This is a genomic window from Pseudomonas sp. AP42, from assembly GCF_001728935.1.
Taxonomy (GTDB): domain Bacteria; phylum Pseudomonadota; class Gammaproteobacteria; order Pseudomonadales; family Pseudomonadaceae; genus Aquipseudomonas; species Aquipseudomonas lactis.
The window spans coordinates 1-14,264 of sequence record NZ_LYSO01000142.1; the positions used below are offsets into that span (position 1 = coordinate 1).

Annotated in this window: 15 protein-coding genes and 2 pseudogenes; 4 read left to right on the forward strand and 13 right to left on the reverse strand. The window is 60.3% G+C overall.

All coding sequences use genetic code 11. The features are described from left to right. Positions 1-255 precede the first annotated feature (255 nt). A pseudogene (locus tag A7K61_RS27980) lies at positions 256-745 on the forward strand (HIT family protein). On the opposite strand, the gene A7K61_RS27985 reads toward A7K61_RS27980, so the two are convergent. Then, positions 729-1,211, reverse strand: coding sequence for a GNAT family N-acetyltransferase (locus tag A7K61_RS27985; protein WP_069558811.1), 483 nt, complete (start codon positions 1,209-1,211; stop codon positions 729-731). The pseudogene A7K61_RS27980 and the gene A7K61_RS27985 overlap by 17 nt on opposite strands. A gap of 176 nt (positions 1,212-1,387) precedes the next feature. Between A7K61_RS27985 and A7K61_RS27990 the strand changes: the two genes are divergently transcribed. Next, on the forward strand, positions 1,388-1,723 hold the full coding sequence (locus A7K61_RS27990) for a hypothetical protein (protein WP_069558812.1): 336 nt from the start codon (positions 1,388-1,390) through the stop codon (positions 1,721-1,723). Here A7K61_RS27990 and A7K61_RS27995 read toward each other — a convergent pair. Next, the gene (locus tag A7K61_RS27995; RefSeq protein WP_069558813.1) at positions 1,713-3,326 is read right to left on the reverse strand and encodes a hybrid sensor histidine kinase/response regulator; all 1,614 of its coding nucleotides are present in this window, start codon (positions 3,324-3,326) and stop codon (positions 1,713-1,715) included. The two genes, A7K61_RS27990 and A7K61_RS27995, sit on opposite strands and share 11 nt — an antisense overlap. 180 nt (positions 3,327-3,506) lie before the next feature. Between A7K61_RS27995 and A7K61_RS28000 the strand changes: the two genes are divergently transcribed. After that, the gene (locus A7K61_RS28000) at positions 3,507-4,109 is read left to right on the forward strand and encodes a response regulator transcription factor (protein ID WP_032896946.1); all 603 of its coding nucleotides are present in this window, start codon (positions 3,507-3,509) and stop codon (positions 4,107-4,109) included. A gap of 13 nt (positions 4,110-4,122) precedes the next feature. Here the strand turns inward: A7K61_RS28000 and A7K61_RS28005 are convergent, their stop codons facing one another. Beyond that, on the reverse strand, positions 4,123-4,752 hold the full coding sequence (locus tag A7K61_RS28005) for a ribonuclease T2 (protein ID WP_044273079.1): 630 nt from the start codon (positions 4,750-4,752) through the stop codon (positions 4,123-4,125). A 45-nt stretch (positions 4,753-4,797) separates the two neighbouring features. Continuing rightward, positions 4,798-5,775, reverse strand: a complete 978-nt coding sequence (locus A7K61_RS28010; protein WP_069558814.1) for a Gfo/Idh/MocA family protein — start codon at positions 5,773-5,775, stop codon at positions 4,798-4,800. 126 nt (positions 5,776-5,901) lie between these two features. Between A7K61_RS28010 and A7K61_RS28015 the strand changes: the two genes are divergently transcribed. Continuing rightward, positions 5,902-6,264: an NUDIX hydrolase gene (locus A7K61_RS28015; RefSeq protein ID WP_069558815.1), complete on the forward strand. Its 363-nt coding sequence runs from the start codon at positions 5,902-5,904 to the stop codon at positions 6,262-6,264. On the opposite strand, the gene A7K61_RS28020 is transcribed toward A7K61_RS28015, so the two are convergent. The 9 genes and pseudogenes from A7K61_RS28020 to A7K61_RS28060 all read right to left on the reverse strand — a co-directional run bounded on the left by A7K61_RS28020 (position 6,239) and on the right by A7K61_RS28060 (position 14,025). Further along, a complete protein-coding gene (locus tag A7K61_RS28020) occupies positions 6,239-6,523 on the reverse strand; it encodes a DUF1652 domain-containing protein (RefSeq protein ID WP_044273074.1) in 285 nt (94 codons plus the stop codon). The genes A7K61_RS28015 and A7K61_RS28020 overlap by 26 nt on opposite strands. Before the next feature lie 401 nt (positions 6,524-6,924). Next, entirely contained in the window at positions 6,925-7,185 is a 261-nt protein-coding gene (locus A7K61_RS28025; RefSeq protein WP_044273073.1) for a hypothetical protein, read from the reverse strand. A 34-nt stretch (positions 7,186-7,219) separates the two neighbouring features. After that, positions 7,220-7,435: pseudogene (locus A7K61_RS28030) on the reverse strand (GNAT family N-acetyltransferase); the annotation flags it as partial. A 97-nt stretch (positions 7,436-7,532) separates the two neighbouring features. After that, positions 7,533-7,862 (reverse strand): hypothetical protein, encoded by a 330-nt coding sequence (locus A7K61_RS28035; RefSeq protein ID WP_069558818.1) that lies wholly within the window; start codon positions 7,860-7,862, stop codon positions 7,533-7,535. 110 nt (positions 7,863-7,972) lie between these two features. Then, on the reverse strand, positions 7,973-9,046 hold the full coding sequence (locus tag A7K61_RS28040) for a class I SAM-dependent methyltransferase (RefSeq protein ID WP_044273072.1): 1,074 nt from the start codon (positions 9,044-9,046) through the stop codon (positions 7,973-7,975). A gap of 45 nt (positions 9,047-9,091) precedes the next feature. Next, positions 9,092-10,540, reverse strand: coding sequence for an adenylosuccinate lyase family protein (locus tag A7K61_RS28045; RefSeq protein ID WP_069558816.1), 1,449 nt, complete (start codon positions 10,538-10,540; stop codon positions 9,092-9,094). Further along, the gene (purB, locus tag A7K61_RS28050) at positions 10,540-11,973 is read right to left on the reverse strand and encodes an adenylosuccinate lyase (protein ID WP_069558817.1); all 1,434 of its coding nucleotides are present in this window, start codon (positions 11,971-11,973) and stop codon (positions 10,540-10,542) included. Before purB ends, A7K61_RS28045 begins: the two co-directional genes overlap by 1 nt. A 30-nt stretch (positions 11,974-12,003) precedes the next feature. Beyond that, complete coding sequence (locus A7K61_RS28055; protein ID WP_047711039.1) at positions 12,004-12,990, reverse strand: HOASN domain-containing protein; 987 nt, start codon at positions 12,988-12,990, stop codon at positions 12,004-12,006. Between the two features lie 39 nt (positions 12,991-13,029). Next, on the reverse strand, positions 13,030-14,025 hold the full coding sequence (locus A7K61_RS28060; RefSeq protein WP_047711040.1) for an HOASN domain-containing protein: 996 nt from the start codon (positions 14,023-14,025) through the stop codon (positions 13,030-13,032). Positions 14,026-14,264 lie beyond the last annotated feature (239 nt).

The window sequence follows — 14,264 nt, forward strand, 5'->3', positions numbered from 1 at the left end:
GCTTACTTTGCCGCTCTTGCAAAGTGAGCCGCCGTCAGGGCGGAACCCTAGGTGGCCGTTACCGCAGGAATGGATATGTACACAATCCAACTGTGTTGACTGCCAGGCCGTCTTCGCAGGCAAGCCAGCTCCCACAGTTGGATCGTGGTGCGTCAGGTGGATATGGGGCGGCTGGCGGGCCGTTAAGGGAGCAAGCTCCCTCGCCACGGGTTCAGCGCGCTATGCTGGCGCTCCAACCCACAGGGACGCGTGCACATGCCAATCAACCCAGCCTTCATCCTTCACCAGACCGAACACTGGCAACTCAACCACCACCCTGACCTCGAAGCTGCCGGGTTACCTGATGCTGAGCGCCAGGGCGCCGATTGACGCCCTCCCCGACATGCCTGAAGCCGCACTGGCAGAACTGGGCGGCCTGCTCGCCAACATCCAGCGGGTGATGCAAACCCAACTCCAGCCGAAATGGTTGTATATCAGCCGCTACGGCCATATGCCCGGCTTCCCACTGCACTTTCATTGCATTCCCGTTTATGACTGGGTAGAGCAAGCCTTCTGGCGGGACGAGCGCTATCGCTCGCTGAACGCTTTCGGCACCCACCCCCTCGAGCCCGTGACCGATGGTGCTGAACTGACCCTGTTCGTATGGCGCGAATTTGGCGAGAGCCCCACCCCGCCGCAGATACAAGGGCCAGGAATAGAGCTTGTGATCGAGCAATTGCGCGCTGCATTCAAGCGCGATTCATAACCCGCAACTGCTTGACCATCGGTACACACGCCAGCACCAACCCGGACGGAGAGCGATACACTGCCTGCTCATCGCCCACATACCCGCACGCGCTATAAAAACTCACCGCGTTCAGTGTCGCATCCAGCACAACCTGCTCAATCGCCTGCTGCTGCGCCACGTGCTCCAAGTGAGCAAGCATCGCCTTGCCAAACCCTCGCCCGCTGAATACGGGCAATACAAACAAGGCGCCGAGTTCATGGTTGGCAAGATCCAGCATGCCAGTGGCAACAGGTTCGCCATTGAACAATCCCATGTAGAACTGTTTTTCCATCAGCGCGCCGTAACCATCACTGGCCCGACCTCTGGTCCAAAGCGCCATTTGTTCAGCGCTATAAGCGCCAATGCATTGGCCGAGAATGGCCTCACGACGAATCTCAAACGCACGCTCGGCGTCGTCCGGCGTGGCACGTTTTATCTCCAGCATCGCAAGCTCCTTCCATGACCTCAAACTGCCATTAGCCCATTTGTGCTAATCGACCCTACCTCACGGCGGCGCTATATTCCGCGGCACTTCCAACGTTCTCACCAACACCGCGCATTCAGTGCGCGTGGGTTTGTTGCGCGTTGGAAAAACCAAAACAACCCCAAGGAAGAAGCACCATGAAACTCCACTCCCCTGTCACTCGCCTTGCCCTGTTGGGCGCCCTGATCATCGGCGTCGCCGGTTGCAGCAATATCAAGCCTACCGAAGACCATCTCAAGAAGCTGTCGGAAACCAATCTGGGCGAGCCGGTAAAACGTATCTCCAATGTGCGCAGCGACTCCATGACCACCTACTACGTGGCTAACACGGCCTCCGGCGAGTACAACTGTTCCGTGCCCAGTGGTGCCAGCGGCGGCGCGTTCGCGATTGCCAGCTTCGGCCTGATGAAGCCAGCGGCCTACTGCATGCCCAAGGGTGCCAAAGGCAATGGATTAACACCATTCATGCATTAATTTTTTCCTGGCTGAGCTCACGCAGGGTGCCGCGCAGTTCCGTAGGGCGTACCGGTTTGGACAGGATAGCGATCTGACGGTCATGCAACGCGGCCTGGATTTTCTCCACGTCGTGCCCGGTGAGAATCAGCGCTGGCACCGCCCAGCCACGTTGCTCGCGTAGCTGGTCGATGCATTCGATGCCGGTGGCGTGGTTGCCCAGGTCATAGTCGGCGACGATGATGTCACAGTCGCTGACCAAACCCTGCCCCGTGGACTCGGCCTGCACTTGGCACCCCCAGCGCTCCAGCAGGGCCTGGGTGGCGAGCAGCACGTTGTAGTCATCCTCTACCAGGCAGACTTTCAGCCCGGTGAGCAGGCCGGCTTGGCGTGCATCGTCGCGCAGCGTCGGTTGGCGCGGCGCGGCCGCCAGGGCCAAGCCATGCAAGCTGACAGAAGTGCCATGGCCAACGCGCGAGCGCAGGCTCACCTGCAACCCCATCAATTGCCCCAGGCGCTTGACGATGGACAGCCCCAGGCCCACGCCTTCAACGTCCTTGTCACGCAGTTGACGCACGCGATAAAACTCTTCGAAGACTTTTGAAAGATGCTCCCTGGCAATCCCCCTCCCCTGGTCGTGTACCTCTACTACCAAGCCGTTATCGCGCACACGCACGCCGATCAGCACCGGTCGCTGGGCGCCGTATTTGAAGCAATTAGAGAGCAGGTTCTGCACCATGGTCGCCAGCATGCCTGGATCGACCAACACCCAATGGGCGCAGGGGCGCAAGCGCAACTCCACACCCGCCCAGCGTGCGGCCTCGGCGTTCTGGCGCACCAGGTCGGCGAGAAATTCGCCCAGGTGGAGCACTTGGTACTTGGGCAACAGGCGACCGTTGTCGAGGGTGTAGAGGTCGAGAATCGAACGGAACAATTGCGACACGTTAAGCAGCGAACGGTCGATATTGTCCACCAAGCGCTGTTCGTCCTCCCCCAAGCGGGCTTCGCGCAGGCAGGCGGTGAACAGGCCAATGGAGTGGATCGGCTGGCGCAGGTCATGACTGGCCTGCGCGAGAAAGCGGGATTTTTCCAGGTTGGCAGCGATCGCTTGCTCGGAGGCCTTGCGCGTGCGCTCCAGCAGAATATGCGCATACACCGGGATCACCGTGCTGGTGATCATCAGCATCAGCACCATGAACGGCTGCGCCTGCCACAGCGGCGTAAGCTGGTACACGATCAACAACGCCAGCAACGCCAGCGCCGTGGCAATCGCCAGGTAGCGCGAACCGTAGCGCATGCCATTGCCCAGGTTCACCCAAACCATCACCGCATACAGCGGCAATGCCGCTTCACCCCCCACTACCAGGCCGAACGAAGTACCGGTGTAGTCGTGGATCATGCCGAAGATCCGCCGCGCCGGGTAATGCCCGGGCCAGCGCGCGATCACCTGGCGAAGCACGATGGACGCCAGCAGGAACACGAAGATATAGAGGATCACCGGCAGGTAGGTGTCCAGCGATTGCCCAGGTAGGAAACCCAATAGGCTTATATACACAATGGCGATGGTGGCCACCACGATGCGCAGGTTAGCCTGATCGAGTTCAGAGTTGGTCTCAAGACTCATCGTCATATCCCTGACCTATCATCTGTAGGAGCGAGCTTGCTCGCGAAAAACGTTAACGATAACGCGTGTTGCCTGAATGAACGCAGCGCCTGTGAGTTCTTCGCGAGCAAGCTCGCTCCTACAGGCCCGGTGGTAAATTAGCATGCCTGGATACAACCTTGCCCCAGGAAGGAGCACACAATGACCGGCCGTATCATCATCGCCGACGACCACCCCATGTTTCGCGAAGGCATGACGCGCACCGTGCAGCGCCTGCTACCGGGCGCGGTGGTGCAGGAGGCCGGCGACCTGGCCACGGTGAATGCGTTGCTGTGCGAAGCGGGCGAGGTCGATACCTTGATCCTCGATTTGCGCTTTCCCGGCCTGACCTGCATCAGCCAACTGGCCGAACTGCGCCAGCAACTGAAACGCACCACCTTGGTCCTGGTGTCGATGGTCGACGACCCCGCGCTGATCGAACAGGTCATGGCCCTGGGCGCCGACGGTTTTATCGGCAAGAACATCGCCCCGGATGAGATCGGCCAGGCCCTGCTGGCGATCCGCGAGGGCGAAGTGCTGGTCAAGTTCGCCCCTTCAGGCCTGCTGCCCCTCGACACCCACACCCTCACCCCACGTCAGCAGGAAGTACTGCGCCTGATTGCCCAGGGCAAGACCAACAAGGAAATTGCCAAGGCCCTGAATATCTCCCCGTTTACCGTGCGTATCCATGTGTCGTCATTGTTGCGCAGCCTGAATGTCCCCTCACGCGCTGCAGCTGCGGTGAAGTATTCCGGCGAGTTCTAGGCGCCTGCGCTGCTCAACGCTGCGTGGGAATACGAATATCGCCTCCACGGCATTGGCTTTTCACACTGCGCGGGCAACCTGCAAACGCCAGATCCTTGGTCAGGCACACCCGCACTTCCGACAGCACCTGACCCTTGCAGATCACCGCCATCCCGTGGTTGCCCATGCGTGGGTTGCTCTCGCGAAACAGCGCCTCGATCTCTTTGGCCTGCAATGACGGCGGCGTGTTGAACGGCTGCAACTGTGGCGGGATCACCACCGCACCAAGCGCCACATCGGTCTTCTCCAGGTACTCCAACGGCGGCAGCCCACTGCAGGTGCCATGCTTGGCCCACTCATGCTTGAGCAGTGCACGGGTGGGAAACAGCGCCGCGCCCTTGTCCATTTCTGCCTCGCTCAAGTGCATCTGCGGCGCACAGGACGCCGGCCACCCTCCGCGCGCGTATTGCGGCCACAAACCGTGCAGCACAAAGCCGTAGCCCTTGCCCGAACATTGCTCGTTGCCTGGGTGCGTCAGGCAAAACGTGGGTGACCACGATAGCGACAGCACATAGAAATCAAACTCGCCCGACTGCCCTTGGCTGCGTGGCGCCGCCGTTGCCGCGGTGGCGATCAGCAGCCACAGCACCATCCAGTATTTCATCCCGGTATTCCTTTAAAAGAGTGAAGCCTTACGCTATCGCCACGACTAGGGATGCTGGGAGTAACGGTGTAGCACCTTGTCCAGGATGATATCGGTCTTCAGGGCCTCGATGGCCAACGACGGATGCTCGGCCTCGCCACGAATATGCGCGTTCATGTTCAGCACATGGTGCCATTGAATATGGGTGTGACACGGCACTTCCAACACTTCGGTGGTCTCGCCGTCAAGCCGCAGCGGCTGGTCGTCGAACACCGAAAATTGAATACGGCCGCGACTGCCGATCAGTTCGACACGGTCTTCGCGGCGGTCTGCCACAAAGTTCCAGCAGCCCATGCCCAGCGCACCGCTGGCGAATGTCCAACAGGCTGTCACTGCGTCTTCTGCCGCGTAGCGTCCCGCCTGTCGCGCCGAAAAGCCTGAGACCTCAACGATATCGCCAGCCAGGTACTGGAACAGGTCAAACCCATGGCTGGCCAGGTCGGCAAAGTAGCCGCCACCGGCAATGGCCGGGTCGGTACGCCAATTGGCGGCGTCGGTGTCTGTTGCGGCAGCTGGCTTGCACAAGGTCCAGGACAGGTGGCGCAGCTCACCGATACGGCCTTCCTGCAGCCAGGTGCGCACTTGCTCAAAGCGCGGCAATGAACGCCGGTAGTAAGAAACAAACAGGTGCAGCCCGGCGCGCTCAAAGGTGCGCTGCATCAACGCGCTCTGTTCAGCATTCAGCGACATCGGCTTTTCGACGCAACAATGCTTGCCCGCCGCGGCCACCCTCAGGGCGTACTCAAGGTGACTGTCGGGCGGGGTGGCGATGTAGACCGCCTCCACCTCGGGGTCATCGATCAAGGCTTGGGCGTCGGTATAGCAGCGGGCAATGCCATGGCGCGCCGCATAATCGCGCACCGCCTCGGCACGCCGCCCCATCACGGCGACCAATGCCGAACCTGGCGCTTTATAGAAAGCCGGTCCACTCTTTAACTCAGTGACACTGCCACAGCCGATCATGCCCCAGCGTATGGTCTTCATCTAATGTCCTCGGTCGTATTCGTCAATCGGGCAGTATCCACATACCGGCCCTGGCGCGCCATAACCACTTAGCATGACAATTGCATTACACTTTTATGACATTCGTTCGGCGCGGGGGCACATTCGATGAAAATTAGGGCAACCGTCATTTGCGAACATGAGGGGCATATCCTCTTCGTGCGCAAGGCCAGATCAAAATGGGCATTGCCCGGCGGGAAAGTGGAAGCAGACGAGCGCCCGGTAGGCGCGGCGGAACGCGAGCTGGAAGAAGAAACCGGATTAAACGTGGACAGCTTGCTGTACCTGCAGGAGCTCAAGGCCCGCGACACCGTCCACCATGTGTTTGAGGCCTCGGTAGTCAATATCGACGAGGCACGGCCGTGCAACGAGATTGTCGATTGCCAATGGTATGCCTACAGCGCCCTGGATGAGCTGGACACCACAGACGCCACGCGCCACATCGTCAAATCCTTCCTGCGGCGCCTCTGACGCCCTGGACAGAACCCACCGCAGCAAACCCACGGCGCCCGGCCTTTATCTCGGTACGCAACTCACCAATCAGGTTGGCGATGGCACGGATGCTGTCCAGGCCCTCGGGCGATACGCAGGTCAGCAGCAAGTCGACACGACCGGACGTGGGCTCGAACACGCTGATGCGCAGTGAGCCGTCGCTGTTAAGGCAGCACTCACACGCAAGCGGCAGGAAGCCTGAGGCCATGATGCGATTGAATTCGGTGATGGAAATCATGATCAGCCCCCCCGTCCCTGGGTTCTACCCGATTGAGGTGATGCAAGCAGCATAGATAAGGTTTTGCGGGCCGCCGGACAATTAATGCAAAAGTGTTAGCCAGCCCTCATTTTGTCGGGCGTAACCTGCCATGAATGGCAGGCCGAGATTAAATCGCGGGCAAAAAAAATCCCAAGTAGCTGATGGAAACTTGGGATTTAAAAATGCATAAACCGTGGGAGGTGAACGCCCGGCTATAGTAGCGATTGTAAAAACATGTAACAAGATTATTTTAATCCTTTCGTCGGATTGAAAGCGTCGTAAGTCATTCAATAACCACATGTTTTTTAAGGTAGAAGGCAATAATCGTGCTACTTTTTGGTGCAAGTAACGGCTATATGCCCCCGTATAAAAAAGGGTTATTAATCCGGTGCAGCACTTTCAAGTAACTGTTCACTTAACTGCTTGCACGTTTCTTCAAGCGCCTCACGACTGGAAGCGGTGGCACCTACCACGGCCTCCAGGTGACGACACAGCGTCAGGCGTTCAGCCGCCTCTGCACGTTGGCGGTCGACTTTGGCGTTGAGCTGAACAAAATAGAACCCCAGTAACACGGCGACAACCAGCACCCCCACTGCGAAGTAGCGCAAGCTGTTGGACGATGGAGGCTCTGGGGCATTCATGGCCTTAAGGCGCCCTGCTCTTTTCATAACGCACATCATCCAGATCGACCATGGAAAACCCCGCCGCCTGGCCGTCCACTTCCGCGATCCAGCCGCAAGGGGCTGCGCGCAACGTATCGCTCAATACCTGCGGGGTAATCCCCAGGTCAGCCATCTGTTCAAGGCTCAGGTGGTTTTGCACCACCGCGGTGCGAATCGCGCACAGCGTGTCGACGTCATCGGGGGTCGCCGCTCGAATCAGCACTTGCATACAGGCCTCCATGAAGAAGTGCGCCATTGTATGCAAATACTTACATAGGGTTTGTCGTGGATTTGTAAAGGCCTCACAGCGGGTGCGGGGCTACGAATTACTTGCGCGCGACCTTGTAGCGCAGGCAATCCTGATAAAAGCTCTGACGAATCGCCTCCGGCTTGAGCCTTGAACGACTGTCATAAGTCTGCTCGGTGATACCCATGGCCATCATGCGCATCCACGATTTGCTGAACTTGAGGGTCTGGATCTTCTGCCGGGCGGCGTACAGCGAAACACCGGATAACTTGAGTTCCTGGGCCCTGGCGGCCGTGCCGGCGCCCCAACTGCACATGTACTTGTCACCTTCGCGCAATTCCCTGGCCTGCGCGACAATCGCGCCGCCGGCCAGGGAGCAGGCAATCAGCATCATTCCCACAGAGCGCATTTGCATCCTCACCTAACCACCTGAAAATAAAAGTGATTTTGGCGAGGATTTTGTTACAAAGGGGCCATTAAATTGCCTTACTGCGCAACGCAATGGCCGGATGGCTCATATCAAGGCTTGAGTTCGAACAGCGCCGGCATTGGCGGCCACTCCGAGGGCACTTTGCGGAAGCGGCTAAACCCGGCCGCTTGCGCCATCTGGCGGGCACGCTTCTCGCCCATGAACGCCCCCAGCCCCGCCCCACCATGGGACAGTGAACAGGTCATGCAATAGAGGGTGCTCTGCGGGTACATGACGCGCCCGAACAGGTTCATGTTCTCGTGCAGCTCTTCGGACAGGTTGAGCTCCACCATCAGGTAAGTGCCGTCTTCGGCCGTTGCTGCGCGTAAATCCTTGAGCATCTGCTGAGGGTCAGTGGCATCGTGGATCACCACAAAAGTAGTCACGAAGTCGAATTGCTGGCCGCGCAAGGCGTCGGAGTCGTTCACCTCGAATTGCACCCGATCACCCACACCAGCCGCCTCGGCGTTGGCCCGCGCCAACTCGATGGAAGGCAGGTGGAAGTCGCATCCGACAATGCGCGCCTCAGGATAGGCCTTGGCCATGGTGATCGCCGCCAGGCCCGCGCCGCAGCCGAAATCCAGCACACTGCCGCCGGTCTTGAGCTTCTCTTCGACGCCGTCCAGGGACGGGATCCAGTGCTGGACCAGGTAGTGCTTGTACCAAGGCATGGTCATGCGCTCCATGCCTTTCCAGGTTTCCAGCGGGAACGCCTCTTCAGCGCAACCCCCGCCGTGGCGGAAGGCCTCGATGACCTTGGGCGCCATGCTCACGAACGGCACGCTCAATTGGATAATGCCACCGGCGAAATACGGCGAGTCTTCATCGGCCAGCACTGGCACAAACTCGGCGGGCATCTGGTAGCGGCGGGTTTGCGCGTCGTAGGTCACGTAATTACCGGTGGCCATGCTGCCCAGCCATTCGCGCAGGTAACGCGCGTTGTAGCCGGTCTTGTGCGCTAACTCCTCCAGGGTCACCGCGTGGCCGTCGGCCAATGCCTTGAACAAGCCGAGTTGGTCGCCAATGTAGAGCATGGCACCGCGCAGCGTGTTGCCGTAATCCTCCATGATGCGCGCCGAAAATTGCTGGACCTTGGCTTTATCAACTTCCATAACGTTAGACATCTGTCGCTCCTTGATGAATTTGCAAGTCTGTTCAGAGATCAATGATCAGTGGCCGGCGAGCCTGGCCAGCACGTTGTCAACGATGCGTTCGGACATGCCCAGGTGCGTCCGGGGCTCGAACAGCCGGGCCAGGGCGCCGTCATTCATGACCGCAAGCACCCGCGCATCGGCCTCGATCGCCTCGCGGATCGACACGTGATTGCGCTGGCTGGCCTGGGACACTTCGAAGATGATCTGGTAGGCGCTGCTCTTGCCCAGCTTGCGCGCCATTTCGAACACCACGGCTTCAGTACAGATGGCATCACCATAGGCCTGGGCGGTGCCTTCCATCTTCTGCACATTCACGGTGAGCCCGTCGATGGTCTCGGTCAGAATCGAGAGCGCCATCAGCGCATAGTGGGAAACGTCCGCGACCGCGCACCACTCCAGCCGGGTACCCCGGTAATCGCGCTCATGCTCAAGAATCATCGCGTCCAGCGCGAGCATGACCTGGGCCTTGGCCAGCCGCGCCAACACCACCACCTGCTCGCAACCTTCAGGGTTGCGTTTGTGCGGCATGGTGCTGCTGCCGATCTGCTGGTCGCTCCAGCCCACCTCCACTTCAGCGATTTCCCAGCGATTGAGCGTACGGATTTCATCGGCTATGCGGGCCAACGAGGCGGTGATCATGGCCAGAGTGCTGACGAACTCGGCAACGCGGTCACGGGACACATGCCAGCCCGTCAGGGGCACTTGCAGCGACAAGCGCTGGGCAAAACGCTCCAGCATCGGCATGGCGTCCGGGCCGAACGCGGCCATGGTGCCGACCCCGCCGAACAACTGCACCACCAGCACCCGCTGGCGCGCCTCGGCCAGGCGCTGACGGTGGCGCAATAGCTCATCGATCCAGCCGGCGACCTTCAGCCCGAAGGTGGTTGGCAACGCGGGAATCGAGTGAGTCCTGGCGACCATCAGCGAGTCACGGTGCGCATCGGCCAGGGTCGACAACTTGCCCAGCAGAGTCTCTAGGGCCTGCTCCATGGCATCAAGCACATCGCGCATTTCCAGGGACTGAGCGGTGTCCTGGATGTCCTGGGTGGTGGCGCCGTAATGCACGTATTCACGGGCACTGGGGCTGCAATTTTTTTGCAGGGCGCTCAGCAATGGCATCAGCGAATGCCCAGTGGCCGCCACGCCCTCGGCCAGTTGGCGCACATTGATGCCTGACAGCAATGCGGCCTTTTCGATCTCCAGGGCCGCCTCGCGCGGGATGATGTTGACGTCGGCCTGGGCCATGGCCAGTGCGGCTTCCACGTCCAGCCAGCGTTGCAGGCGACAATGACTGCAGAAGATCTTGCGGCTCTGAGGGCCGGCATAACCCGAGCCGTGGGTTTTCGAGTCAAGGATATGGCTGTGTTCGTGGCGGCATTGCTCACCGTCATGATCAAAGCCCGGGCGGTCCGACCGTGCGGTGCAAGATGCACGGGCGGTCACTTCCAATGTTTGCGCATCCATCACATACCCTCCATCGCGTACTGGGACTGACTGGTATTGCCTGGGGTTGCCTTCGTCGCTTCAAGGCCATGGCCGCAAGCGCGAGGCAGTGCTTTAGTTGCCACCAAATCGACCATCTCGGCCGCCAGCCCCGTGTAGGTCGACGGGTCAAGCAGCTCATCGAGCGTTTGCGGGCTGAAACAACCCTGCAGCCGCGAGTCGCCAAGCAGTGCGTCACGAAAGCAGACGCCTGTGTCTTGGGCTTGCAGGGCGATGTCGTGCACCAGGTGATGGGCCGTCTGCTTGCCACACCGAGGCGCCAGCGCAAGCATCACCCGCTCCGACAGGATCAGCCCGCCCAGTAAATCCAGGTTGCTGCGCATGCGCGCTTCACGCACCTCCAGCCCAGCCAGCAGCAAGCCTTCCATACGGGCGAGCAAGGCGCCGGCATAAATGAACAGCTCGGGCAAGGCCGCCCATTCGATGCGCCAGGTGGTGCCGTCACGCTCGTGCAACTGGAACGCCGCGTCGGTCAGCGCAACCATCTGCGCGCGCACCAGCCGCGACAGCGCGCTGATCAGGTCCACCGTCGACGGGTTTTGCTTGTGGGGCATGGTGCTGCTCCCCACCTGCCCTGCCCGCCGGCCTTCGCGCACTTCGTCGATCTCGGTGCGCTGCAGGTGGTAGACCTCATTGGCGACACGGCCCAAGGTTGCCGACGCCTGCACCAGCAACCACGCCGCCTCCAGAATGCGGTCGCGGGCGCTGTGCCAACTGCTCAATGGCGCCGCCAGGCCGAGGCGTTCCAGGGTGCGGCGCTGCACATCCAAACCCTGCGGGCCCAGCCCGGCCAGGGTGCCCACGGCGCCGGTCAGGTTACCGACCATCACCCGGGCGTAGGCTTCGTCAAAACGTTCAAGGTGCCGATCAATCTCATCGACCCACACCGCCACCTTGTAGCCAAACGTGGTGGGCAATGCCTGCTGCCCATGGGTCCTGGCGACCATCGGCGTGTGCTTGTGGCGCAGCGCGAGCGTGAGCAAATGCCCACGGATCCCGCGCAAACGCTGCACCACCAGGCCCCAGGCATCGCGGACTTGCAGGATGAGGCCGGTGTCGAGGATGTCCTGGGTGGTGACGCCGTAATGCACGTATTCACCCAGCCCATCGGCGCATAACCCCTGCAAGGCGCGTAGGGTCGGCACCAGGATGTGTCCGGTTTCCAGGCTCTCGCGCCCCAACGCGTCGAGGTCCAGCAGTTCCACGCTGGCCACCCGGGCAATTTCCCGGGCGGCCTCGTGGGGGATGATGCCCATCTGCGCCTGGGTCGCCGCCAGCGCAGTTTCAACATCGAGCCACTTCTGCACCTGATTGGCATCAGAGAAGATCGCGGCAAATTCCGGGGACGAGTAAGCGCCCCCGTGGATACGGGATTCAGTGATATGACTTGGCATGTCGAGTTACTCGCGTTGTCCTAAGGAGGGCTACTTCACGCGTTGCACTTGTTCCCAGACTGCATCGTAGTAAGCCCGCTCCAGCCGGAAGTGCTCGGCCAGGGACGTGAGAAACGCATTCTGGAACCCGAGGTCCGGAATACGCCGTGAGATCAGCGCCCATTCACGCTTGGCCCGTGGCGGCACCAGGCTGATATGCACTTCGTAGTACTCCGCGTCATCCTGGCTCAAGCCTGCGTTGCGCAGGGCGTTGTACAGCTTGCCGTGGTTGCCCGGCACCACCAGTTCGGTGATGTAGAACACCGCCAGGCCCCAGCCGACATCGGGGTTGCGGAAGCAACGTGCGCGGTTGTTGAGGTAGGCGATTTCCTCGGGCATCGTTGAAAGAGCCTCGAAATCAGCATTCAGGCCCACGGCGGCAAGCAGCTTGGCCAACAGCTTCGGGTGGGAACGCTGCTCATCCTCTTCGCCCAACTCGCCGTAGAGATAACGCGCCAGGGCGGCCGCCTCGTCTACGTCAGTCAGGTTGACCAGCAGGTCGGCGGCGTCCCGGTACAGGCGGTAAGTACGGAACCATTGGTGGCGCAAAAACACCTGCAATTGCTCGCGAGAGGCTTTGCCTTCAAACACATACTGCGACATCGGGTGGTTTTCCCGCGACTGCGCGGCAATCTGCTCTTCCAGGCGTTGCTGGAAACCGGCCTCGGACAAGGGCGATGCCAGGTCGACAGACGGCATGAAACGCTCTTGCACGCTATAGACGGCATTGGCCAGCCAGCGCCGGGTTGAGGCGGTGGCCACGTCATCGCTCAGCGACAGGATGTACAGCAACTGCTGGCACTGCGCTGCATTCGCGGCGTCACCGCGTTGGCCGCTCTCGCACAGGGCGCGCAGCATGTTGGCGGCAATTTCGATGCGATTGAACGTCGCGTCCGGCTTCAGGGCCTCCGCCAACAGACGGGCTTCGGCCGTGTGGATATTCTGCAATTGCGGCAGGGAAAAATTACGTGGGCTCATCATGTGCTCCATTATTTTTGTTCTGGGATCGCAGGTCGTTCAGGCAGACAGGCGTTGGGCCTGCATCTGTTGCCACAGGCTGTCGAAGTAGGCCTTGTTGATTTCGAAGTGGCGCTTGAGGGCACGCATGAACGTGCGTTGAAAGCCCTCCTCGCTGGCGAACTTGGCAATCAGGGCCCACATTTCCTCGGTATCAATCTCATCCTGGGTGCCATGCAAGCGGTGGAATTCGCTGGGCTGCTCTGGAACGTCGAGGCGCTGCAACAGCTCGTAGATGCGCCGATGGTTGACGCAACTGACAGACTCCACCGCATAGAGCAGCGCAAGGCCCCAGGCGACATCCGTGTGGCGCACACAGCGAATGCGATTATTGAGATAGGCCTTTTCCAGCGGATGCAGCGCGGGGAAGTCGATGGCCAGCGGAATATCGAAATACTCCATCAGATGGGCGAGCATCGCCGGGTGCGAGCGCTCCGGTGTCTCAGCCCCTGCTTCACCGTACAGGTTGCGGTAAAACACCGAGGCATCTTCGATGGCTTCGAAGCGAAAGGCCAGTTCGGCCAGCAGGCTGTAGAAGTTGTAGGAACGGGTCCAGTGATGCTCCAGGAAGAAGCGCACATCCTGCACCGGGGGCGTCCCTTGGAACAGATGCACCGACATCGGGTGATTGACCCGGCTGCGTGCAGCGATTTCAGCGTCGACCTGCTGACGGAACTCCTCCACCGGCAACGCGGTGAAGCCCGGCACATCGGCGGCGAACTCATCTTCGACGCGGTAGACCTCGCTGGCCATCCAGCGCCGGGTCGGTTCGGTGCGCGGGTCACCGGGAATGTGCAGTTGCAGCAAGGCAGACTGGTAATGCGCGTAGGCGCCAGCGTCTCCCGCCAGGCCTTGCCGAGCCTGTGCGAGCAGCGCTTCCAGCGCGCGGGTGACCTGGGTGTAATTGGCGCCAGGTTCCAAAGCATTCGCCATCAGCCGCGAGGCGTTGGTGAAGAGATCGGAATCCGAGCGTTGTTGCAGGGCAGCAGTATCCATTGATAACCCCTGAATCTTGTTTTTGTGGTTAGGCGTACTCGGAAAAAAGCCTAAAGGTTCCCGTAGTGGCAAGGTCAACACCTGTAGGAAAATTCTTTCAAAGGCGTGGAGATAGGCCGATAGCGCCACCCAACCACAGGTATAAACACAACCCTGCAGCCCCCAACGGTAACCACGATGCGAAGCGAGCCGCTCTTGGTCTTGCTCTGCTTGTGATCTTGATCTGGCTTTTGATCTTA